The sequence below is a fragment of the Amycolatopsis sp. WGS_07 genome (assembly GCF_045278895.1).
In the GTDB taxonomy this organism is placed as follows: domain Bacteria; phylum Actinomycetota; class Actinomycetes; order Mycobacteriales; family Pseudonocardiaceae; genus Amycolatopsis.
The window spans coordinates 4,093,218-4,115,254 of record NZ_CP136053.1; the positions used below are offsets into that span (position 1 = coordinate 4,093,218).

At 68.5% G+C, this 22,037-nt stretch carries 17 protein-coding genes; 10 read left to right on the forward strand and 7 right to left on the reverse strand.

All coding sequences use genetic code 11. The features are described 5' to 3' along the window. Positions 1–48: 48 nt before the first annotated feature. The 3 genes from RPX00_RS19610 to RPX00_RS19620 all read left to right on the forward strand — a co-directional run bounded on the left by RPX00_RS19610 (position 49) and on the right by RPX00_RS19620 (position 2,532). The gene (locus tag RPX00_RS19610) at positions 49–930 is read left to right on the forward strand and encodes an ABC transporter permease (protein ID WP_406641242.1); all 882 of its coding nucleotides are present in this window, start codon (positions 49–51) and stop codon (positions 928–930) included. A gap of 15 nt (positions 931–945) precedes the next feature. Further along, entirely contained in the window at positions 946–1,749 is an 804-nt protein-coding gene (locus tag RPX00_RS19615) for an ABC transporter permease (RefSeq protein WP_406643015.1), read from the forward strand. Between the two features lie 114 nt (positions 1,750–1,863). After that, a complete protein-coding gene (locus tag RPX00_RS19620) occupies positions 1,864–2,532 on the forward strand; it encodes an alpha/beta fold hydrolase (protein ID WP_406643017.1) in 669 nt (222 codons plus the stop codon). Here RPX00_RS19620 and pip read toward each other — a convergent pair. Beyond that, positions 2,513–3,451 (reverse strand): prolyl aminopeptidase, encoded by a 939-nt coding sequence (gene pip / locus RPX00_RS19625; RefSeq protein ID WP_406641244.1) that lies wholly within the window; start codon positions 3,449–3,451, stop codon positions 2,513–2,515. The genes RPX00_RS19620 and pip overlap by 20 nt on opposite strands. Positions 3,452–3,547: 96 nt before the next feature. After that, a complete protein-coding gene (locus RPX00_RS19630) occupies positions 3,548–4,522 on the reverse strand; it encodes a right-handed parallel beta-helix repeat-containing protein (RefSeq protein WP_406641246.1) in 975 nt (324 codons plus the stop codon). A 233-nt stretch (positions 4,523–4,755) separates the two neighbouring features. On the opposite strand from RPX00_RS19630, the gene RPX00_RS19635 reads away from it, so the two are divergent. Next, positions 4,756–5,703 (forward strand): undecaprenyl-diphosphate phosphatase, encoded by a 948-nt coding sequence (locus tag RPX00_RS19635; protein WP_406641248.1) that lies wholly within the window; start codon positions 4,756–4,758, stop codon positions 5,701–5,703. 16 nt (positions 5,704–5,719) lie between these two features. Beyond that, complete coding sequence (locus RPX00_RS19640) at positions 5,720–6,658, forward strand: cytochrome c oxidase assembly protein (protein ID WP_406641250.1); 939 nt, start codon at positions 5,720–5,722, stop codon at positions 6,656–6,658. A 32-nt stretch (positions 6,659–6,690) separates the two neighbouring features. On the opposite strand, the gene panB is transcribed toward RPX00_RS19640, so the two are convergent. Then, positions 6,691–7,581 (reverse strand): 3-methyl-2-oxobutanoate hydroxymethyltransferase, encoded by an 891-nt coding sequence (gene panB, locus RPX00_RS19645; RefSeq protein ID WP_406641253.1) that lies wholly within the window; start codon positions 7,579–7,581, stop codon positions 6,691–6,693. Between the two features lie 245 nt (positions 7,582–7,826). Here panB and lysX point away from each other — a divergent pair, with 245 nt between their 5' ends. The 3 genes from lysX (at position 7,827) to RPX00_RS19660 (ending at position 13,170) form a co-directional block, all read left to right on the forward strand. Continuing rightward, a complete protein-coding gene (gene lysX / locus RPX00_RS19650) occupies positions 7,827–11,150 on the forward strand; it encodes a bifunctional lysylphosphatidylglycerol synthetase/lysine--tRNA ligase LysX (RefSeq protein ID WP_406641255.1) in 3,324 nt (1,107 codons plus the stop codon). Positions 11,151–11,987: 837 nt separating this feature from the next. Continuing rightward, complete coding sequence (locus tag RPX00_RS19655) at positions 11,988–12,581, forward strand: hypothetical protein (protein WP_406641257.1); 594 nt, start codon at positions 11,988–11,990, stop codon at positions 12,579–12,581. Positions 12,582–12,588: 7 nt separating this feature from the next. Beyond that, a complete protein-coding gene (locus RPX00_RS19660; RefSeq protein WP_406641259.1) occupies positions 12,589–13,170 on the forward strand; it encodes a DinB family protein in 582 nt (193 codons plus the stop codon). Between the two features lie 1,117 nt (positions 13,171–14,287). Here RPX00_RS19660 and RPX00_RS19665 read toward each other — a convergent pair. From RPX00_RS19665 to secA2, 3 genes are all read right to left on the reverse strand, one after another. Continuing rightward, positions 14,288–14,821, reverse strand: coding sequence for a methylated-DNA--[protein]-cysteine S-methyltransferase (locus RPX00_RS19665; protein WP_406641261.1), 534 nt, complete (start codon positions 14,819–14,821; stop codon positions 14,288–14,290). A gap of 152 nt (positions 14,822–14,973) precedes the next feature. Beyond that, complete coding sequence (locus RPX00_RS19670) at positions 14,974–16,695, reverse strand: NAD+ synthase (RefSeq protein ID WP_406641262.1); 1,722 nt, start codon at positions 16,693–16,695, stop codon at positions 14,974–14,976. Positions 16,696–16,807: 112 nt separating this feature from the next. Continuing rightward, a complete protein-coding gene (secA2, locus tag RPX00_RS19675) occupies positions 16,808–19,147 on the reverse strand; it encodes an accessory Sec system translocase SecA2 (protein ID WP_406641263.1) in 2,340 nt (779 codons plus the stop codon). Positions 19,148–19,246: 99 nt separating this feature from the next. Between secA2 and RPX00_RS19680 the strand changes: the two genes are divergently transcribed. Further along, on the forward strand, positions 19,247–20,869 hold the full coding sequence (locus tag RPX00_RS19680; RefSeq protein ID WP_406641265.1) for an alpha/beta hydrolase: 1,623 nt from the start codon (positions 19,247–19,249) through the stop codon (positions 20,867–20,869). Positions 20,870–21,036: 167 nt separating this feature from the next. Next, on the forward strand, positions 21,037–21,336 hold the full coding sequence (locus RPX00_RS19685; protein ID WP_406641266.1) for an alpha/beta hydrolase: 300 nt from the start codon (positions 21,037–21,039) through the stop codon (positions 21,334–21,336). Here RPX00_RS19685 and RPX00_RS19690 read toward each other — a convergent pair. Then, positions 21,333–21,914, reverse strand: a complete 582-nt coding sequence (locus tag RPX00_RS19690) for an LppX_LprAFG lipoprotein (protein WP_406641268.1) — start codon at positions 21,912–21,914, stop codon at positions 21,333–21,335. The genes RPX00_RS19685 and RPX00_RS19690 overlap by 4 nt on opposite strands. Positions 21,915–22,037: the final 123 nt, after the last annotated feature.

The following is a 22,037-nucleotide window of genomic DNA, read 5'->3' on the forward strand; positions in this document are numbered from 1 at the left end:
CCGCAGCTCCCGGCTTTTTCTCCCTTCCGCACCCGAAAGCGCTAAGACATGACCGCCGTGAGCCCGCCGAGCCACCGCATCTCGGCCTTCTTCCACCGCAAACCCCAGCTGCGCCTCGGACTTCTCCTCACCGCGCCGATGCTCTGGCTCGGCCTGGCCTACCTCGGCGCGCTCGCCGCCCTCTTCATCACGGCCTTCTGGTCCACCGACGTGTTCACCGGCAAGGTGGTCACCGACTGGTCCTTCGACAACTTCGTCACTCTTTTCAGTGATTCGATTTACCGCACGATCACGTTCCGCACGGTCGGCATCGCGTTGCTGGTGACCGTGATCGACGCGGTGATCGCGTTCCCGATGGCCTTCGCCATGGCCAAGCTCGCGTCGCCGAAAGCGCAGCGCGTGCTGGTGATCATGGTGATGACGCCGCTGTGGGCGAGCTACCTGGTGAAGGCGTACGCGTGGCGGACCCTGTTGTCCGGCAACGGAGTGCTCAACTGGCTGCTGGACCCGCTCGGCCTGTCCGGCCCGGGATACGGCGTCACCGCGACCGTGATCACGCTGTCGTATCTCTGGCTGCCGTACATGATCCTGCCGATTTACGCGGGCCTCGAACGGCTTCCGGCGTCCCTGGTGGACGCTTCCGGCGACCTCGGCGCGAAATCCTTCCGCACGTTCCGTTCGGTGATCCTGCCGCTGACGTTCCCGGCGATCGTCGCGGGTTCGATCTTCACCTTCTCGCTGTCGCTCGGCGACTACATCGCGGTGAAGATCGTCGGCGGCACCTCGCAGATGCTCGGAAACGTCGTGTACGACAACATCGGCGCGGCCAACAACCTGCCGTTCGCCGCGACTGTCGCGACAGTGCCGGTCGTGATCATGCTCGTCTACCTGGCCGCGGTGCGTCGCACCGGTGCGCTGGACAACCTCTAGGAGACCGCCGTGCGGATGTCGAAACCCGCCCGGGTGCTGTTGTGGACCGCGCTCGGAATCGGATTCGCGGTGATCTATTTCCCGCTGCTGGTGGTCCTGCTGAACTCGGTCAACGCGGACACCACGTTCGGCTGGCCGCCCAAGAGCTTCACCCTGGAATGGTGGGGCCGGGCGGTCACCAACGAGGGCGCCCTGCATGCCTTGTGGACCAGTGTCGTCGCCGGTCTTTCGGCGACCGCGATCGCGCTGGTGCTCGGCACGATGGCCGCGTTCGCCTTGCAGAAGTACCGGTTTTTCGGCCGGAACTCGTTGTCGCTGCTGGTGGTCCTGCCGATCGCGTTGCCCGGCATCGTCACCGGCATCGCGCTGAACAACGCGTTCCGGACGATCTTCGGGCTCGACCTCGGGCTGATGACGGCGATCGTCGCGCACGCCACGTTCTGCATCGTGGTGGTGTTCAACAACGTCGTCGCCCGGTTGCGCCGGATGGGCGGGAACCTCGAGGAAGCGTCGATGGACCTCGGCGCGGACGGCATGACCACGTTCCGCCTGGTGACGTTCCCGATGCTGCGTTCCGCTTTGCTGGCAGGCGGTTTGCTGGCGTTCGCGCTGTCGTTCGACGAGATCATCGTGACCACGTTCACCCTCGGCACCGGCATGGAAACGCTGCCGATCTGGATCTACAACAACCTGTTCCGCCCGAACCAGGCCCCGGTGGTCAACGTGGTGGCGGCGGTGCTGATCATCGTGTCGACGGTGCCGGTGTACCTGGCACAACGGCTTTCCGGCGGCGACAGCTCCAGCGGCGGCCGGATCTAGCTCCGAACGTCCGTGAAGGACTCCTTGAGGGAATCAGATTCCTTCAAGGAGTCCTTCACGGCTTTAAACCGGTTGCCGCGCCGCGGGGCAGCGGGCACAGTGCGGTCCGTGGACATGCGTGATCATGGCGGCACTGGCGCACCGGTCGTCCTGCTGCACGGCGGCGGGGGCCGCACGAGGCACGACTGGGATCACCTGGTCCCGCTCCTGCCGGAGTTCCGGATCATCACCTATACCTTCCGTCCTGGCCCCTGGAACTGGCAGCGGGCGCTGGCCGATCTCGCCGACGTCATCCGGCATTTCGGCCTCGACCGGCCCGCGGTGATCGGACATTCGCTCGGCGGCATGCTGGCCGCGTTGTGGGCCACTGAGCATCCCGAATGCCCGCTGGCGGTCAACCTCGACGGCCACACCAACCCCACCGGCCCAGTGCTGCGCGCCTTCGTCGACGAGCAGGTCCGGCTGTCCGACGATCCCGATCTGGGCGCGCTGATCGCGGCGTTCGACGAACTCGACCTGATCGCGGCTTACCGGGCCACGCGGTGCCCGCTGGTGGTCGTGTCGTCGTTGCGTCCCGAAGCCGGGATGATGCTTCCCGAGGACGTCGGCGTCGCGTTCGCCCGGTACCGCGAGGAATTCGGCGAACTGCTCGCCGCCGCGGCCGCCGACACCCCGCTGCTTTCCTTGCGGGAAACGGATACCAGCCACGACGTGCACCTCGAAGCAGCAGAGGAAGTCGCCGACCTGATCCGCGCCGGGCTGACTACCGGAATCCGTCGGTAGCCTCGCGCAGCGCCGGAATCACGCCTGGATCGCTGATCGCGTGCCCGGAGCCCTCGATCAGCTTCAGCTCCGACCCCGGCCAAGCCCGATGCAGCTGATACGCGGTGATCGGCGGGCACACCGCGTCGTACCGCCCCTGCACCAGCACACCCGGAATCCCGGCGAGCTTCCCCGCGTCCCGGATCAGCTGGCCTTCCTCCAGCCACGCGCCGTGCCCGAAGTAGTGCACGGCGAGGCGTGCGAACGTCAGCGCGAACTGAGGGTTCGCGTATTGGTTCACAAAGGACTGTTGCGGCAGCAACGCCACCGTCGCGCCTTCCCAGATGCTCCAAGCGATCGCGGCCCGTTCACGCACCGCGCGGTCCGGGGAGTGGAGCAGTTCCGCGTACCCGGCGAGCGGGTCTTCCGTATTCTCCAGCGGTTCCAGGAACGCATCCCACTCCGCCGGGAAGAGATTCGCCGCGCCGCCGCGGTAGAGCCAGTCCAGTTCCCGCTGGCGCACGGTGAAAATGCCGCGCAGGACCAGTTCGGACACCCGCGACGGATGAGTTTCCGCGTACGCCAAGGCCAGCGTCGAACCCCACGAGCCGCCGAACAGTTGCCAGCGCTCGATGTTCAGCCGTTCGCGCAGCAGCTCCATGTCGGAGACCAAGTGCCACAACGTGTTCGCCGACAAGTCGTCGCCGGCGTTGGGCGTGCTGCGGCCGGCTCCGCGCTGGTCGAACAGGATGATCCGGTATGCCTCGGGATCGAAGTGCCGCCGGGTCATCGGGGCGACCCCGCTGCCTGGCCCGCCGTGCAGCACCACCACCGGCTTCCCTCGCGGGTTCCCGGCCTCCTGGCAGTAGATCCGGTGCCCGTCGCCGACGTCCAGCATTCCGTCGGCGCGCACCGGGACCGGCGGGTAAAGCTCGTCCATGCCGGATACTCTTCCCGAAGGCTTCCGGCTTTTCCAACGCAGGGTGGGGGCCCGCCCCCGCCGCCGGGCTGAGCGGGCCCCCGTCTGTGATCGCGGTCAGCAGCCTGATGCGGTGGCTACGTTCGCGAAGCCCTTCCCGGCGTTCGTCACCTTGTTGCTGGCGCAGACCTTGTTCCCGGTGGCCGCCTTGACCACGTAGAACCCGTAGGCCGACGGCACCTGCACGTCCGCGGTGTTGTCCGAGAAGGTGTTGTCCCGGCCCCAGCCGTCGACCTGCACGTGGACCTCGAACGCTCCGTAGGTCGCGTCGTGCACGAAGACCTTGCTGCCCTTGTTGCCGGTGACCATGTATCCGTTGCCCTTCACGTCGACCCAGCTGTCGGCGTAGTTCTCGCCGCTCTGGCCGGTGCCGTCGAAGGTGTTGCCGCGCAGTTCGCCGCCGGTGGTGCCTTCCTTGACGTCGATGGACTCCGCGCGCACGTTCGGGCCGATCTTGTTGCCGATCGCCTTGTTGCGGTCGCTGTGGTCGGGCTGCCCGTCCGGCCAGTTGCTCTTCGCCGAACCGAAGTAGACGCCCTCGCCGAAACCGCCGTTTTCCTTGCCGGTGTCGGAGATTTCGGAGTTCTGCACGACGTTGTCGCTGCTGCCGTGCTGGAAGTGGATGCCCTCGTTGCCGATGCCGGTCACCTTGAGCCCGTCCACGAGCGTGTGGTTGACGCCCAGCGCCATCACGCCCTTCTGGCCGCCGGTGACGGTGAACCCGGACAGCGTCCAGTAGCTGCCGGTCAGCTCGATGGTGCGGCCGCCGGACGCCTGCACGACCGCGCTGCGCGGGCCGGTGAGCGTGATGCGGCCGCTCTCGGTGCCGTTGGCGGCGGCCTTGAAGTTGCCGGTGTAGGTGGTGTTTTCGGCCAGCTGGATCGTGGTGCCGGGCTTGGCCGAGGCCAGCGCGGCTTTCAGCTCGGCGGAAGTCTTGACCGGGACTGTCCCGGCGGACGCCGCGGGTGTGGCGAGTGCGAGCAGTGCTATGGCTCCAGCGGTGGCTGCCAGAACTCGATCGCGGACGCGCATTCCAACCCTCCTCGTCGAGGCTCGATGACTTCGGATGCGGCGTGCGCTCACGCTAAGACATCGAGAGAACACTGGTCAAGTACATGATTGATGTTCATGGATGTGAACGAGGTGAACAAAGGGCGACGGAAAAGTGTCGGGTCCGACTGTTCCCGCCCGGCTTGCCCACCGTTAACCCGGTCCTCGGTAGCTTTCCGGGGAATGCCCGAACTGCGGCGAGAAAGGCTTCGTGAATGTCCGCGGTCAGCTACCTCGAGTCCATTGTCGTCGGCGCTTTGCAAGGCGTGTCGGAATTGTTTCCGGTGTCCAGTCTCGGGCACAGCGTCCTGGTGCCCGCGCTCGTCGGCGGAAGCTGGGGACGCGACCTCAGCATCGGAAAGGATTCGCCGTATCTCGCGGTGCTGGTGGCGATGCACGTCGCGACCGCGATCGCGCTGATCCTCTTCTTCCGGCGCGACTGGGTGCGCATCGTCACCGGGCTGTGGACGTCGATCCGCCGCCGCGAGGTCCGCACGGCCGACCAGCGGCTCGCCTGGCTGCTCATCCTCGCCACGATTCCGGTCGGCATCGCCGGGCTGCTGCTGGAAAGCCTGCTGCGCGACGTCCTCGGCAAACCGGTGCCGTCGGCGATCTTCCTCGCGCTCAACGGCGGCGTGCTCTACGCCGCGGAGAAGTTCTCCCGCAAGCCCGCCAGCGCGGTTTCGCGCGAGGAGGAGACCGTCGACTTCAGCGCCGAGGACACGATGATGATGCGCGCGGTCACGGTCGACGAGGCCACCGACGTCCGGCTGTCGAAGCTGAGCGTGAAGGAGGCCGTGCTCATCGGTTCGGCGCAGATTTTGGCTCTGCTGCCCGGGATCAGCCGGTCCGGCATCACCATGGTGGCCGGTCTGCGGCGCGGGCTGGACCACGAGGACGCCGCCCGGTTCGCCTGGCTGCTGGCGACGCCGGTGATCCTCGCCGCGGGCGCGCTGAAGATGCCGTCGCTCTTCACGCCGGAGAACAAGCCTTCGCTCGGCCCGGCGCTTGTCGGCAGTGTGGTGGCGTTCGCGGCGTCCTACATTTCTGTCCGTTTTCTGACGAAATACTTTGAAACGCGCACCTTGACCCCGTTCGCCATCTACTGCGCGGTCGCCGGAATTGGCAGTCTGATCTTCTTCGCGGTCTCGGGGGCGGCGTAAGGCGCAATTTCGGCGGGTGCACACTGAACGCATCGAAATCGTGCCTGACCTCCCGCCGCTGAGCGGATCGACGCTCTTCACGGCCTGGACCCTCGACGTCCCGGCCGTCCTCGTCGCACTCGCGCTCGGCGTCGGATACGTCGCGGCGGCCCGCCGTCAGGAGTGGGCGGCCGCGCGGACGACAGCGTTCCTCGCCGGGCTGGCCACGCTCGTCCTCGTCACGTGCTCGTTCCTCGGGGTGTACGACACGACGCTGTTCTGGGTACGCGCCACGCAGAACACTGTGCTGCTGATGGTGACGCCGTTGCTGCTCGCGCTCGGCGCGCCGGTGACGCTCCTGATGCGCACCGCGTCGCCCAGGCTGGCCGCGTGGCTGCGTACGCACGGCCGTGGCCCCTTCGCGCAGTTCATCACTTTCCCGCTGTCAGTCACCGTGGTGCTGATCGCGCCGTTCCTGATCATCTACCTCACGCCGCTGTACGAGCTTTCGCTCGACTCAGCGGTCGTCGGCGGCTTCGTGCGCGTCGCGCTCGTACTGGCCGGCTTCCTCTGCTTCTACAGCCGCGTGCAGCTCGACCCGACGCCGCGCGACGGTTCGCACCTGGTGTCGGTGTGGATCTCGTTCGCCGAAGTGGTCTTCGACGGCGCGCTCGGGCTCGTGCTGTGGCTCGGCCCGCTGCTCGCGCCCGCGCACTACGACGCGGTGCACCGCGACTGGGGACCGGACCGCCGGACCGACCAGATCATCGGCGCGGGCGTGCTGTGGATCGGCGGCGACGTCGCCGGGCTGCCGTTCGTCGGCGCGCTGTTCATCAGGTGGGCGCGCGACGACGAAAAACGGGCGAAACGGCTCGACCGGAAGCTCGACGAGGAGGCAGCGGCAGGCGAGGCACCGGCGAAGGGGCTGTGGTGGGAAAACGATCCGGAGCTGGCCGAGCGGTTCCGCCGCTCGTGAGTGCCGGTTCGGACCGGCACTCACGAGACAGCTCAGTGGAACGCGTGCTCCGACGCCGGGAACTCCCCGCGCCGAACGTCTTCGGCGAACGCGGCCGCCGCACCCTGCAGCACCCCGGCGACGTCGGCGTACCGCTTCACGAACCGCGGCGCCTTGCCGCGGCGCAGCCCGGCCATGTCCTGCCAGACCAGCACCTGGGCGTCGCAATCCGGACCGGCGCCGATGCCGACCGTCGGGATCTTCAGCTCGTGCGTGACGCGCTTCGCCGCTTCGGCGGGCACCATCTCCATCACGACCGCGAAGGCACCGGCTTCCTGCAGGGCCAGCGCGTCGGCGAGCAGCTTCTCCGCCGCTTCGCCGCGCCCCTGCACCCGGTAGCCGCCGAGGTTGTGTTCGCTCTGCGGAGTGAATCCGATGTGGCCCATGACCGGGATCCCGGCCGAGGTGAGCGCCTCGACGTGCGGCGCGAACCGGTGCCCGCCTTCGAGCTTCACGGCGTGCGCGCGGCCCTCCTTCATGAACCGGACGGACGTGGCCAGCGCCTGCTCCGGGGACAGCTGGTAGGAGCCGAACGGCAGGTCAGCCACCACGAGCGCGCGTTTCGCCGCCCTGGTGACCGAGCGGACCAGCGGAAGCAGCTCGTCCACCGTGACCGGCAGCGACGTGTCGTAACCGAACACGTTGTTCGCCGCGGAGTCGCCGACCAGCAGCACGGGGATGCCTGCTTCGTCGAACAGCTCGGCGGTATACATGTCGTAAGCGGTGAGCATCGGCCACGGTTCGCCGCGGTCTTTCAGCTCGCGCAGATGATGAATCCGGACTTTTCGCGGCTTGCTCGGGCCGGTGCTGGTCGCGGGGCCGGTTCCGTAAGGGGCGGCCACCTCGCCGGCGGCGCCGTCGGGTTGGGCAGACTGGGCAGACATCGTCGTCGACCGTCCTTCCCTCGAGGCCTCTTGGAGGTCCCCGGGTCGTGGAGTCAGTACCGGACACAGCCTGACACGCGCGCCGGAGGGCCCCAAGGTCGTGCGACCAGCTTCACACGGCCGGGTAGCGACAACCGTTTTGCCACCTGTGACGTCTTGATAGGCACCGGACCGATATGCGCCCGGTGGTGAGAAAGTCCGGCGCCTCCTCTCGACGGAGTGGCCGCGCCGCAAGAAAGGTACCGATGGGAACCCCAGTGAGCGCCCGTCCGCGCAGCCTCGGCTGGAAGGCCCGCGCCGGCGGTCTAGTGGCCACTGTCGTGCAGCTGGCGGCGATTTTCTCGGTCGTCCTGCTGCTCGCCGGCGGACGCCACGGGCATCTGCTGAACGGCATCGACATGGCGTTCGGCGTGCTGAGCGTGCCGACCAGTTCGAGCCTGGTCATCGTGCTGCTGCTCGTCGTGCTCGGCGCGGCGCTGCGCAGGCGCAAGAAGGCCGCGCTGTACGTGCTCGTGCTGTTCCAGGTCGCCGGGCTGATCACCACGCTGGTCCTGCAGGCGCTGCTGCTCTGGGCACCCGACCTGCTCACCCTCAACGCCCGGCAGATGCGGCACATCCCCACGCAGGTGGGCGCGCTCGCCATCGCCGACGCGATCTCGATCCTGCTGATCGTGTTCCTGCTGTCGCTGCGGCCCGCGTTCCCCGCGCGGCTCGCCCCCGGCGCCTGGTGGAACGGGCTTTCCGTGCTGTTCGTCGGATTCCTCGGGGTGATCGTGCTCGGCTGGGCGCTCACCGAGGTGTTCCCGGGCAGCCTCGGCGACGCGTGGGAGCGGTTCGCCTGGGTGGTCAACCACGCCACCGGCGAGAACCTGCAGCTGCGCCGGATCGGGGTCGGCGAGGGTCCAGCGTGGATCGACGTGGTCCTCGACCTCGGCGCGACCTTCGTGTCCACTGCCGCGCTGTACACGCTCTTCCGCGGCGTACGCAGCCGTCGCATTCGGACAGACGACGAAGAGCTGCAGTTGCGCCGTCTGCTGGGGGAGTACGGCGAAGACGACTCGCTCGGCTACTTCGCCACGCGTCGCGACAAGAGCGTCATGTTCGCGCCCAACGGCCGTGCCGCGGTGACGTACCGCGTGCTCGCAGGCACCACAGTGGCGAGCGCGGACCCGATCGGCGACCCAGACGCGTGGCCGGATGCAGTGCAGGCGTGGCTCCACGAAGCGCGTACGTACGGCTGGACGCCGGGCGTGCTCGGCGCGAGCGAGAAGGGCGCGAAGGTGTACGCCGCGGCGGGGCTGCGCGCGCTGCAGATCGGCGACGAAGCAGTCCTCGACGTCCGAGAGTTCTCGCTCACCGGCCCTGAGCGGAAGTCCGTGCGACAGGCGGTGAAGCGGATTCAGCGCGCCGGGTACACCGCGCAAGTCCGGCGGCACAGCGAAATCCCCGAAGACGAGATGGTGCAGCTGCTTGCCCGCGCGCAGCAGTGGCGCGTCGACGAGACCGAGCGCGGCTTCTCGATGGCGCTCGGCCGTCTCGGCGATCCGAGCGACGGCCGCAGCGTGATGGTCGAGGCGTACGACGCGCGCGGCGAACTGCGCGGCCTCCTGTCGTTCGTGCCGTGGGGCCGCCGGGGACTCTCGCTCGACCTGATGCGCCGCGACCGGGACGCCGAGAACGGGCTCAACGAGTTCATGGTCGCCGAGGTCGTGGCGGCCGCCCAGCACGTCGGCGCACAGCGGATCTCGCTGAACTTCGCGATGTTCCGCGCGGTGTTTTCCGAAGGCGAGCGCATCGGCGCCGGCCCAGTGCTGCGCGCGTGGCGGGCGGTGCTCGGCGTCGCGTCGCGGTTCTTCCAGCTGGAATCGCTGTACCGGTCCAACGCGAAGTACGGCCCGGACTGGGAACCGCGGTTCCTCTGCTACTCCTCGGCCCGGCGGCTCCCGCGGGTCGGCATCGTCGCGGGCGCGCTGGAAGGCTTCGTGCCCACCGGACGCGCGCGGTCGCTGCGGCTGGAGAACGTGGGGGAGGAGTTCGTCGCGCAGGTCCGGCGGATCGACGAGGAAGCGGCGCAGGTCGTGCCGCGGGCCAAGCGGCGGCCGGAACAGGTGCGCGTGCGAGTGGCCAAAGTGGACAAGCTGCGGGAACTCGGGGTGGACCCGTACCCCGTCGGCTTCTCGCGGGAAGACCACCTCGGCGACGTCGTGCACGCGTTTTCCGGACTGGAACCGGACTCCCGCACCGGAAAACACGTGCGCGTGGCCGGGCGCGTGCTCGCCCTGCGCACCCTCGGCGGCCTGTGTTTCGCGCGGATCAAGGACTTTTCCGGCGAACTGCAGCTGATGCTCGACGCGAAGGTGCTCGACCTCACCGGCTGGCGCACCGGCGTCGACCTCGGCGACCACGTCGGCGTAAGCGGCGAGGTCATCACGTCTCGCCGCGGCGAGCTGTCCGTGCTCGTGGACGAGTGGACCGTCACCGCGAAGTGCCTGCATCCGTTGCCGGACAAGCGAAAGGGCCTCACCGACCCGGAGACGCGGGTCCGCCAGCGCTACCTGGACCTGGCGGTCAACCCGGACTCCGCGAACATGCTGCGCCTGCGCTCGACCGTCGTCCGCGCGGTCCGGGAACGCCTGCACCAGGGCGACTTCCTCGAGGTCGAAACCCCGATGCTGCAAACCGTTCACGGCGGCGCCAACGCCCGTCCGTTCGTCACGCACATCAACGCTTACGACATGCGGATGTACCTGCGGATCGCCCCAGAGCTGTACCTGAAGCGGCTGTGCGTGGCCGGCGTCGAGCGAGTCTTCGAGCTGAACCGGAACTTCCGCAACGAGGGCGTCGACGCGACACACAACCCGGAGTTCACGATGCTGGAGGCGTACCAGGCGTACGCGGACTACAACTCCATGCGCCACCTGATGCGCGACCTGATCCAGTACGCCGCCGAAGCCGCGTACGGCGCACAGATCGTACGACGCCCCGACGCCGACGGTCGCGTCATCGAACACGACATCTCCGGTGACTGGCCAGTGATCCCGGTGCACCAAGCCGTCTCGGAGGCCTTGGGCGAGGAAGTCGACTCGCACACACCGATAGCCACGTTGCGAAAACTGTGTGCCGCGGCAGGCGTCCCGGCACCGGAAGAAGCCGGCCCCGGCGACCTGGTCCTGAAGGCGCACGAGCACCTGGTGGAAGGCTCAACGATCCTGCCGACGTTCTACACGGACTACCCGACCGAGGTCTCCCCGCTGACCCGCCAGCACCGGCGAGACCCGCTCCTGGCCGAACGCTGGGACCTGATCGCCTTCGGTTCGGAAGTCGGCACCGCGTACACGGAACTGACCGACCCGCTGGAACAACGCCGCCGCCTGGAAGCCCAATCCCTGCGCGCGGCAAGCGGCGATGTCGAGGCGATGGAACTGGACGAGGACTTCCTGCTGGCACTGGAACACGGAATGCCCCCGACCGGCGGGCTGGGCCTCGGAGTGGACCGCCTGCTGATGATGCTGAGCGGCACATCGATCCGGCAGACGGTGCTGTTCCCGTTCGTGCGCCCGCAGGGATGATGGCCGCGGTTTCGGGTTCTGCTGGGCTTGGTTCGGGGTGGCTGGTCTAGCTCGTTCACGGGCCGTTGAGCCGGACCGGAGCGGGTGCCGTGGTGAGCGGTGTCTGCAATTGCAGACACCCCGCCGCCGCCAACCCACTGCGGTTCAGTCCGGTTGCGGGCCGTCAGCCTGCGCCCAACCTTGAACCGTGATCCTCTGATGCTCCAGCCGCCTCGGACTGCCTGCTTCTTCTGGTTTCTGCCTCGTGAGCCGTGAGCCGTGGTCTGGTCCACCTCATACCGCCACCCGTCCTGACCCCGCTGCGAATCATCCGTGCGCACCGCACCATCCAGCCCCCTCCTGGGCCCACCCCCGCCCGGCGTGAATCATCCGCCGCTCAACGGGCCCGCCCGACACATCTCCGATCGCCGGTCGATCGGTCGGGCCGACGCGTCCAGTCGCTCCGCAATCCCGCCGATCGCCGCTCACCGGCCCGCCCCACACATCCCCGATCGCCGCTCAATCGGTCGGCCCCGCGCGTCCAGTCGCTCCGCATCCCCGCCGCCCACCCGGCCCACCCCGCGCGTCCGCTCACCCCCGTCCAGCCGCACCGCAATCCCGCCGCCACCCAGCCCACCCTCCTGGCCTCCCACGATGCCGGACCGCCCACGTCCACCCCCGGTTTCGGGGGTGGTATTGGCCGTCTGCCAACCGCGATCCGGTAATCTCCCCGGGGATTCGGTGAGTGAGTTCGTGGTAGCGGATGGTGTCCGGAACCTCCGGTATGTCACGGGTGTGACACCATCCGGCACTTCGTCGCAGAGATTCGCTTAGGGTGGGCAAGTGCATGCTGCGCGGGTGGCTTCGATAGTCCTGCTCGGACTGGGTTTGGCGGGGTATTCCGCGTGGCTGCTGGAGTTCTTCATGCCGACCGGGGTGTCGCTGACCGACCAGCCGGTCTGGGATTTGTTCTACGCGCAACCCGTCTTCCAGCTCGCGACCGGCATCGGCGGCCTGGCCTTCTTCCTCACCGGCCCGACCCTGATGCGGCTGGCCCCCGTGCACTGGACCGGCAGGCTGACGTCGGTTTCGGTGTCGGCGTTCGGGATCGTGCTGATGGTGTACGCCGGTGTCCCGGAGACCGTCGTGACGCCGAACCTGCTGAACGCGGCCTTCGCCCTCGGCGCGCTGAGCCTGGTGTTCTGGTGGCCAGCGGGCTGGCGAGCCTGGGCGGTCGGCGGCTTGGTAGTCGTGCTGATCGCGTGGGCGCTCGTGGTGGTCTCGATGCTGGCCGGGCACCTGGAGGGCTTGTTCACCCGGATTCAGCTAGTGGTGCACGCGGTGGAGATCGTGATCGGCGGCGCGTACGTCGTGCAGACCCCCGTTCCGGTCAGCGGCCGGAAAATGTCGGTGGCGGGTGCGATGCTGCGGAGCAACAGACACCGGAAGTGAGGCCGCCATGGCTGACAAAGTCTCCCTGACCCCCGACGAGCGCGAAGGCTTGCTCGGTTTCCTGGCACAACAGCGTCAAGCGATGAAAGCCGCCACGTACGGCCTGACCGACGACCAAGCGCGCGCCGTGCCCAGCGCGAGCACCCTGAGCGTCGGCGGACTGGTGAAGCACGTGTCATCCACCGAAAGCGGCTGGATCGACCTGGTGTTGCGCATCCCGCCGAAGCCGTTCGCCGAAAGTATCGCGAACTACCAGGAGAACTACCGCATCGCACCGGACGAGACGCTGGAGTCAGTCCTCGCCGCCTACGACCAGGTCGCCGCGCGCACCGAAGAGGTCATCACCGGCATCGCGGACCTGAACCAGGAAGTCCCGATCCCGAAAGACGTGCCCTGGTTCCCGAAGGATGCATCGGTCTGGTCGGTCCGCTGGGTGCTCCTGCACCTGATCGAGGAAACCGCCCGGCACGCCGGCCACGCAGACATCGTCCGCGAATCCCTGGACGGCGCCACCGCGATGCCCCTGCTGGCCGCGGTGGAGGGCTGGCCGGAGACGGACTGGCTGAAACCGTGGAAACCCGCGGAATGACCGGACTTCCACCCCGAGCCGACCGCTCGACGAACTGCCTCGGCTAAGTGAGGGCTGGCTGGATCTCCGGGGCTCGCTGACGCCAGCCGGATGCAGCTCCCGGCCGGTGGCAGGGGACGCGGCCCCTGACTGTTGCCAGAGAGAATCGGTTCCTGCCTGATGTCAGCCGGATGCGGCTCGTGGCTGGTGCCTGAGGGGCGTGGCCCTGGCTGTTGCCGGAGGGAAGCGGTGCCTGCCTGGTCCCAGACGGATGCGGCTCCTGGCTGGTGGCAGGGGACGCGGCCCCTGACTGCTGCCAAAAGGAAGCGGTTCCTGTCTGAGGCTAGCCGGATGCGGCTCTTGGCCGGTGCCCGAGGGCGCGGGCCCGACTGCTGCCGGAGGGAAGCGGTGCCTGCCTGATCCCAGACGGATGCGGTTCTTGCCTGGTCTCGAGCGGAGGTGGCTGGCTGTGCCCAGGTAGACCGCTTGGCTGGCTGAGTCCAGCCAAAGCTTGCCCGGGCCAGCTGGCCTGGGCGGCCGATCGCTGCTTCGGACCGCAAGCAGACTGGGTTGGCAGGTGGGCCGTTCGACTGGCTGAGCTAGCCAGAGATGGACTGGGCTCGCTGCGGCCAGCTGGTTCGGTCGCTGTGGCGGAGCGCAGGCGAGCTGGGTTGGCCAACCGAAGAAGGCGGGCCGACTGGCTGAGGTGGCCCGGTTTGCTGCGGACATTCGGTTCGGCCGACTGATCGGTGCGGGCGGGCTGGGGTGGTTGGTCGGGAAGGCGGGCTGTTCGACTGACTGAGCCCAGTCGGAGTCGACTGACTGAGCCCAGCCTGAGCCGGGCCGGGTTTGCGGCGGCCAGTTGGTGCAGTCGGTGAGACGGGGGTGTCCGGTCGGCTGACCGCCCATGGCCAGGCGGACCAGCGAACCGCCGACCGTGCAGCCTCGGCAGCCCGCGTCCTTCGCCCGGCAAACGGTGCGCTCGGTCGGAATCCTGCCGCACTGGGGGTGTGGCAGGACTCCGACCGAGCGCACCAATCCCCAAGCCGGGCGGCTGATCAAAGAGACTGCTGCCCAGCATGCAGAAACACGCCCGCCGATCCTCAAACCCCACGCAGACTGCCCGGCAGACGATCCGTCAGAACAGCGTCGGCTCCTCCGGAAACGCCCCTTCGATCACCAGCATCCGCCGCTTCGTCTCAACCCCGCCTGGTGCCGAAAACCCGCCGGTGTTCTTGCCCGCGCCCAAAACCCGATGGCACGGCACAATGATCGGAAACGGATTGCTCCCCATCGCCTGCCCGACAGCCTGCGCGGAGCCCGGCGCGCCCAGCTGGTGCGCGATGTCCCCGTACGTCAGAACCTTGCCCGGCGGAATAGCCCGCGCGACGTCGTACGCTCGCCGGTTGAATTCCGGCACATCCCGGTAATCCAGCGGCACCGCGCGCAAGTCGCGGGCTTCTCCCGACAGCAGCGCGACGACGTCGTCCACCACCGCGCGCAGTTCTTCCGGTACCGGCGATTCCGTCGCGTCCGGAAAGCGGGTCGCGAGGTGCGCACGCGTCCGATCAGCTGTACTTCCCGGCAGCGCGGTTCCGATCACCGCACCGTCTCGCCAGGCGAGGCCGCACGCCCCGATCGGGGTGTCGAACACCGTGTACCCAACCGTCATGCCGCCCAGCGTACGACCCGCCACCGACAGAAACTGGCGAGAAAACGACACGACCCTCGAGCCGTATCCGGTCGGCCCGGCTGACCGCGCCCACCGACCCGGCCTGCCGCCGACCCAGCCAGCCGCCGACAAGCCAAACCCAGACCCCGGGATCAGGACTTCCGTTCCCGCCACCCGTTCGTCATCGGTAGCCGCCGGTCGCGTCCGAAGGCCTTGAACGTGATCTTCGTGCCCGGCGGGTACTGCCGCCGCTTGTACTCGGCCCGGTCGACCATCCGCACGACCCGGTCGATCGTCTCCGGGTCGAAGCCCGCCTCGATCAGGTCGGCGTACCCGCGGTCGTTCTCGACGTAATCGTCCAGGACGTCGTCCAGCAGTTCGTAGTCCGGCAGCGAATCGGAGTCCTTCTGGTCCGGGCGCAGCTCCGCCGACGGCGGCTTCGTGATCGAGTTTTCCGGGATCGGCGGCGTTTCCCCGCGTTTGGCGGCTTCCTCGTTCCGCCACCGCGCCAGCTGCCATACGTGCGTCTTGAACAAATCCTTGATCGGCGCGAACGCACCGACCGCGTCGCCGTAGATGGTTGAGTAGCCGACGGCCAGTTCGGTCTTGTTGCCGGTCGCCAGCACCAGGTGACCGTCCAGATTGGACAGCGCCATCAGCAGCATCCCGCGCACCCGCGCCTGGATGTTCTCCTCGGCTAGCCCGGTCAGCCGCAGCTGGTTGACATAAACGTCGACCATGTCCGCGATCGGCTCGACCCGGTAGTGCGCACCGATCCGTTCCGCCAAGTCGGAGGCGTCGTCTCGCGAGTGCGAGGACGAGTACTTCGACGGCATCGAAACGCCGTACACGTTGTCCCCGCCGAGGGCGTCCGCCGCCAGCGCCGCGCAGACCGCCGAGTCGATACCGCCGGAGAAGCCGAACGTGACCGTCGAGAAGCCGTTCTTGTGCACGTAGTCGCGCAGCCCGACTACCAGCGCCGACCACACCTCGGCCTCGTCCGACAGCGGTTCGCTGATCGTCGGAGCCGACAGCGGCTCGTATGCGGGCAGCGGCGCGTCGCTCAGCACTCGCCGGTGCACCTCAAGCCCGTCGAACGAGCCCGTGGCAGAAGCACTCAAAGCGGGCAGGTCCAGATCCAGCACCAGCAGGTGCTCCACGAACTGCGGCGCCCGCGCGAGCAGCGTCCCGTCCGCGCCGACCACCAGCGAGTCGCCGTCGAAGACCAGATCGTCCTGTCCGCCGACCTGGTTCGTGTACACCAGCGGCGCGCCCGCCTCGGCCGCCCGCCGGGCGATCAGCGGCAGCCGCTGTTCGTCCTTCGACCGCTCGTACGGCGACGCGTTCGGCGCGACCACCAGGTCGACCCCGGCCTTGCCCAGCGCGGAGATCGGCCCGCCGTCCTGCCAGATGTCCTCGCAGATCACCATGCCGATGTCGACGCCGTGCAGCCGCAGCACCTCGAGTTCGGTGCCCGGCTTGAAGTACCGGTGCTCGTCGAACACGCCGTAGTTCGGCAGGTGATGCTTGAACTGCCGGGCCACGACCTCGCCGCGGTACAGCGCCGCCGCGGCGTCGCGCGGGCCGATCTCGTCGTGGTCGAGGTAGCCGACGTACGCGAGCACGTCGCCGCAGCCCGCCTCGTCGAGCCGGCGCGCCAGTTCGGTCACCGAGCGGCGGGACGCGTCGGCGAACGTGCGCCGGAGCGTGAGGTCCTCGACCGGGTATCCGGTCTGGGACATCTCCGGGAACACGACGACGTGCGCGCCCGCCTCGGCGGCTTTGCGGGTCCACTCGACGGTGAGCGCGGTGTTCCCGTCGATGTCGCCGACGGTGGTGTTGACCTGGGCCAGTGCGATGCGCAGTTGCGGCATGCCGACATTCTGTCCCACCGCACCGACAGAAACTAAGCGGAGGTGAGCCAGAGAACGGCGAAGGGCCCCTCGCGACCTGCGAGAAGCCCTTCGCCGAGCCGAAAAAGAAAAATCAGGACTTCTTCATCCGCATCATGCTGCGCACCTTCTTGACCGTCTGCTCGAAGTCCGAGTCGAACGGGTTGTCGTGCACCAGGTACGTCCAGGTGGTGTTCGCCCGCCGCACGCCGACCTCGGCGAGATCGAGGCCGTTGTCGGTGATCTCGGCTTCCTCGAGCGTCTTCGAAGCCCGCGCGGCGGACTCGGCGATGATCTTGTGGAACTCCGGGATCGCCGCGCGGTGGAACTCGTCCAGCGGCGTCTCGCGGGCCAGCGCGCGCAGGTGGATGCTCTCGCGCACGTCGGTGAGATACGCCAGATGGTCCGACCACAGCTGGTCGAGGTGGAACAGCCGGACCTCGCGGCACACCTGCTCGAGCCGCTCGGAGTCGTCCAGCTTCTCCTTCAGCTCGGCGAACTTCTCCGGCTGTGCCTTCTCCAGCTCCTCGGCCGCGAGCCCGGTGTGCAGCACCTTGTCCCGGTGCTCCAGCAGCTCCGCGCGCTGCCGCTCGATCAGCCGGGTGTAGCGCCAGGTGTTGCGGTGGATCTCCAGGTCGACGCCCTCGGCGACGCGCTGGGCGTGGTTGAGCTGCCGGTGCGCGGCCGGGTCGGTGATCTCGCCGGTTTCGGGGTCCGCGTCGATGCCGTCCGGCAGATCCGGCGCGTTCGACAGCACGAGGTCGTCGTTGAGGCTCGCGAAGAAGATCGCGCTGCCCGGGTCGCCCTGTCGCCCGGACCGGCCGCGCAGCTGCCCGTCGAGGCGGCTCGACGGATACCGCGCGGTGCCGATCACGTGCAGACCGCCCAGATCAGCGACCTCTTCGCGGGTCGCGCCGTCGCTGCCGCCGAGCCGGATGTCGGTACCGCGGCCCGCCATCTGGGTGGACACGGTGACCGCGCCCTTCTTGCCCGCCTCGGCGATGATCGCGGCCTCTTCGGCGTCGTTGCGCGCGTTCAGCACGACGCACGGCAGGTCGACCTTCGCCAGCTTCTCCGCCAGCTCCTCGGACTCGGCGACGTCCTGGGTGCCGACGAGGATCGGCCGCCCGGTCTCGTGCACCGTGCGGATCTCCTCCTCGATCGCGCGCAGTTTCTGCGACGGCGAGGCGAAGACGCGGTCCGGCAGGTCCTCGCGGACGTTCGGGGTGTTCGGCGGGATCACCGCGACCTCGAGCTTGTAGAACTCGCGCAGCTGCTCGGCGACCGCCACCGCGGTACCGGTCATGCCCGCGACCTCGGGATAGCGCGCGAGCAGCGCCTGCACGGTGATCGAGTCGAGGATTTCGCCCCGGTCGGTGGCGGTGACCTGCTCCTTCGCCTCGACCGCGGCCTGGAGGCCGTCCGGCCAGCGCTGCAGTTCGGCGACCCGGCCGCGGGCGGCGTTGATCAGCTGCACCTTGCCGTCGCGGACCAGGTAGTCGACGTCGCGGGTGAGCAGGGCGTGCGCGTGCAGGGCGACGTTCACCGCGGCGAGCCGGTCCGAACCGGACTCGTCGTACAGGTCGACGCCGCCGAGCGACTTCTCCACGACCGACGCTCCGGCGCTGGTCAGCCATGCGTTGCGGCCCTCGGAGTCGGTCTCGTAGTGCAGGCCGAGGCGCAGCCGCCGGACGATCTTGGCGACCTCCTCGTCGGCGTCGTTGTGGTCGATCGAACCAGCCATGACCAGCGGCACGCGCGCCTCGTCGACCAGCACCGAGTCGGCCTCGTCGACGATCGCCACCTCGGGAGCCTTCTGCACCAGGTCGTCGGCGTTGGTGACCAGCCGGTCGCGCAGCACGTCGAAGCCGATTTCGGCGACCGCGCCGTAGGCGACCTCCTTGCCGTAGGCCTCCTTGCGCTCCTCCTTCGAATGCGCCGGTTCGACCCAGCCGACGGTGACGCCGAGCAGGTCGTACACCGGGCCCATCCACTCCGCGTCGCGGCGGGCGAGGTAGTCGTTGACCGTGACCACGTGCACCCGGCGGCCGCGCAGCGCGTACCCGGCCGCGGCCAGCGCGCCGGCCAGGGTCTTGCCCTCACCGGTCTCCATCTGCACGACGTGGCCGGTGAGCAGGCCCATGGTGCCGAGCAGCTGCACGTCGAAGGCCCGCTCGCCGAGCTTGCGCCGGGCGGCCTCGCGGCCGAGCGCGCAGATCTCGATCAGCTGGCTGTCGGTGAACGAGGCGGCCCCGCCGATGGCGTCCCGCAGCTTGCCCGCGCGCTCGGTCAGCTCGGCGTCCTCGAGCTTCTCCAGCTCCGGTTCGAGCTTCTCGACGGCGGGCAGCAGCGCTTCGTAGCGGGTCAGCTCGACGCTGCCCGGCCGCTGGATGATCCGGCGGAGCCGCTTGCCCACCCGGCTGATCAAAGCCACCCCTGGTCTCCTCGTGTCGATGTGTCTCCGGTCGCACCCGCACTGCCCAACGCGCCGACGGTGCGTTCGAGTTCCGCACCCGGATGGCACGATCAAACCGTGTCCCGTCATCCCAGCGCCAGCCCGAAAGTCCATCCGATAGTCGCGTTAGCGGCTGCCGGCCTGCTCGTGACCACGCTCGCGGCGTGCTCGTCCAAGCCCGGCCAGGCCGCGCTCGCGCCGACGGTCGAATCGCACGCGCCGGTGGGCCCGGTGCCCGCCGGACTGGCGCGGTTCTACGGGCAGAGCGTGTCCTGGTCCGCGTGTGCACCCTACGCGACCTCGGACGACTCGCGGTCGGCGTTCAACGCGCCGGGCATCGAGTGCGGACGGCTCACCGTCCCGCTGAACTATGACAAACCGGACGGCCAGACCATCACCATCGGCGTGCTTCGGCACCGCGCGAGCGATTCGGGCGGCAAAATCGGTTCGCTCGTGGTGAACCCGGGCGGACCGGGCGCTTCGGGCATGGTGGCCGCGGCGGGCTTGATCGACCAGGTGTCGAAGTCCGATCTCGGCGACCGCTTCGACCTGGTCGGCTTCGACCCGCGCGGGATCGGGGCCAGCGAACCGCAGATCAAATGCCTGACCGGGCCCGAGCGCGACGCCGACCGCGCCGACGACACCGAGACGGACGGTTCTCCGGCGGGCGTCGCGAAGCAGGAGACGGAACAGAAGGACTTCGCCGCGAAGTGCGCACAGCGGACGAAGTACGGCGACGACATGCTCGCGCACGTCGGTACGCGCGACGTCGTGAAGGACATGGACGTGCTGCGAAGCGTCCTCGGCGACGAGAAGCTCACGTACCTCGGTTACTCGTATGGCACGCGCATCGGGTCTACGTACGCGGAGACCTTCCCGAAGAACGTGCGCGCGCTCGTCCTCGACGGTGCTGTCGACCCGACGCAGAGCCCTGAGGACTCGCTCGTCGCGCAGGGCCAGGGCTTCGGCGGCGCGTTCAACGAGTTCGCGAAGTGGTGCGCGGCGCGTCAGGACTGCGCGCTCGGCAACGACCCCGCCGCGGCGACGAAGCAGTTCCAAGACCTCACGCGCCGGCTGATCGACTTCCCGGTGCCGGTCGGCGACGGCCGCAAACTCTCCTACGACGACGCGACGACTGGTGCCATACAGGCCCTCTACCAGCAGAATCTCTGGGAGTACCTGAACACCGGGCTGAACGAGCTGAAGCTCCAGCGCGGCACCACGCTGGAGAAGCTGGCCGACATCTACAACGAGCGCAACCCGGACGGCAGCTACGGCACCACGCAGGACGCCTTCATCGCGATCCGCTGCGTCGACGACCCGCGCGTCACCGATCCGAAGCAGATCCTCGAAGGTCAGGAGAAATACGTAAAGGCCGCCCCGTTTCTCGACGACGGCCGCGAGGCCAGCTCGGCCCGCGACGCATGCGCGTTCTGGCCGGTGCCGAACACGTCGCAGCCCCACGAGCCGAAGGTCGAAGGCCTGCCGAAGACCCTGACGATCTCCACGACGAACGACCCGGCGACGCCGTACCAGGCGGGCGTCAACCTCGCGAAGGCGCTTAAGGGTTCGCTGCTCACCTTCGAAGGCACCCAGCACACTGTGTTCCTGCAGGGCAACGCGTGCGTCGACAAGGCGGGCACCGAGTACCTGATCGACGGCACGACGCCTCCGGAGGGCACTCGCTGTAAGGCCAACTGAGCTTGCGCTGGCTCGCGACAGCTGTGGTGGCGACGATGCTCGCCGCTACGGCTTGCGCGGGCCAGCAGCCGGCGCTCGACTGGGGACCGTGTGCGCCGTACGCGCAGACAGCGGGTGAGAAGGAGCTGTACGCAGACCAGCCACGTTGGCGCGTTCCGCGGGGAAGCTTGCCGAGCAGTTCGATCTCGTCGGCTTCGATCCGCGCGGCGTTCACGCGAGCGAGCCGCGCATCAGTTGCCGGCACCGCCGACCTCAAGCCAGGCCTGCCGAAGACACTCGTCGTCTCGACCACGCACGACCCGGCGACGCCATACCGCCAAGGCGTAGCGCTAGCGAAAGGCCTCAACGCCGCACTGCTGACTGTCGACGACGTACAGCACGCAGCGGTCCTCAAGGGCAACGGCTGTGTCGACAAAGCCACAACGGCCTACCGCATAACCGCAGCCGCCCGTGACGGCCGCTGTTAGGGCTGCTGGTCCGAAAGCAGCACTTCGTACATCACCGGGCTGTCGTGGTCCGTCGCTGGCGGTACCTGCAGCCACATCCGCGCGAAGCGGTGTGGTTCGGCGACGGTGACCCAGATCTTCACGTTCACGTCAGCGTGGATCTGTGGCACCAGTGACGTCGCGACGGACTGGGGCACGGTTCCGCCGACGCGGTAGCCGTCGATGTGCTGGATCGTCTCGCGGATCTCGGTTTTCGGCTGCCGGAGCGAGCTGAGGAGGCGGATCAGGCCGGAGTGCGGGCCGAGGAACCGGTCGACCGTGAACGGCGTGGGGCCGCTCGTTTCGCGACCCTTCGTGTCCTTCGTGGTCGCGTTGTGCCCGGAGACGGTGAACGCGAACGACCGATCGGTGAATTCCGCGCTGCCGCTGGCCTGCCCGCCGTTGGCGAGCGTCGCGTTGCCGGCCATCTTGATCATCGGCAGCCCGGGCAGCACCCCGTTGACGCCGACCGAAAAGTGCAGGCTGCGGACCCCGGCGAAGTTCGTCTTGGCGGCGGCGAGCAGTTCGTCCGCCGCGGGCAAGGGGGTGCCGCGGTGCAACCGCCGACCAGCCCGAGGAGCAGCAGCGCCGGCAGGACACGTCGGCTGAGCATGGCCGAGAGCCTACTCGGTTGGCCCGATCCTTTCGGATGGTGTCCTTCCGGCCACTGTCGACAAGGCCCC

Excerpts from the sequence above, each read along its gene's own strand:
- RPX00_RS19610 (WP_406641242.1), top strand. The coding sequence starts at position 49 with ATGACCGCCGTGAGCCCGCCGAGCCACCGCATCTCGGCCTTCTTCCAC.
- RPX00_RS19615 (WP_406643015.1), top strand. The coding sequence starts at position 946 with ATGTCGAAACCCGCCCGGGTGCTGTTGTGGACCGCGCTCGGAATCGGA.
- RPX00_RS19620 (WP_406643017.1), top strand. The coding sequence starts at position 1,864 with ATGCGTGATCATGGCGGCACTGGCGCACCGGTCGTCCTGCTGCACGGC.
- pip (WP_406641244.1), bottom strand. The coding sequence starts at position 3,451 with ATGGACGAGCTTTACCCGCCGGTCCCGGTGCGCGCCGACGGAATGCTG.
- RPX00_RS19630 (WP_406641246.1), bottom strand. The coding sequence starts at position 4,522 with ATGCGCGTCCGCGATCGAGTTCTGGCAGCCACCGCTGGAGCCATAGCA.
- RPX00_RS19635 (WP_406641248.1), top strand. The coding sequence starts at position 4,756 with ATGTCCGCGGTCAGCTACCTCGAGTCCATTGTCGTCGGCGCTTTGCAA.
- panB (WP_406641253.1), bottom strand. The coding sequence starts at position 7,581 with ATGTCTGCCCAGTCTGCCCAACCCGACGGCGCCGCCGGCGAGGTGGCC.
- lysX (WP_406641255.1), top strand. The coding sequence starts at position 7,827 with ATGGGAACCCCAGTGAGCGCCCGTCCGCGCAGCCTCGGCTGGAAGGCC.
- RPX00_RS19660 (WP_406641259.1), top strand. The coding sequence starts at position 12,589 with ATGGCTGACAAAGTCTCCCTGACCCCCGACGAGCGCGAAGGCTTGCTC.
- RPX00_RS19665 (WP_406641261.1), bottom strand. The coding sequence starts at position 14,821 with ATGACGGTTGGGTACACGGTGTTCGACACCCCGATCGGGGCGTGCGGC.
- RPX00_RS19670 (WP_406641262.1), bottom strand. The coding sequence starts at position 16,695 with ATGCCGCAACTGCGCATCGCACTGGCCCAGGTCAACACCACCGTCGGC.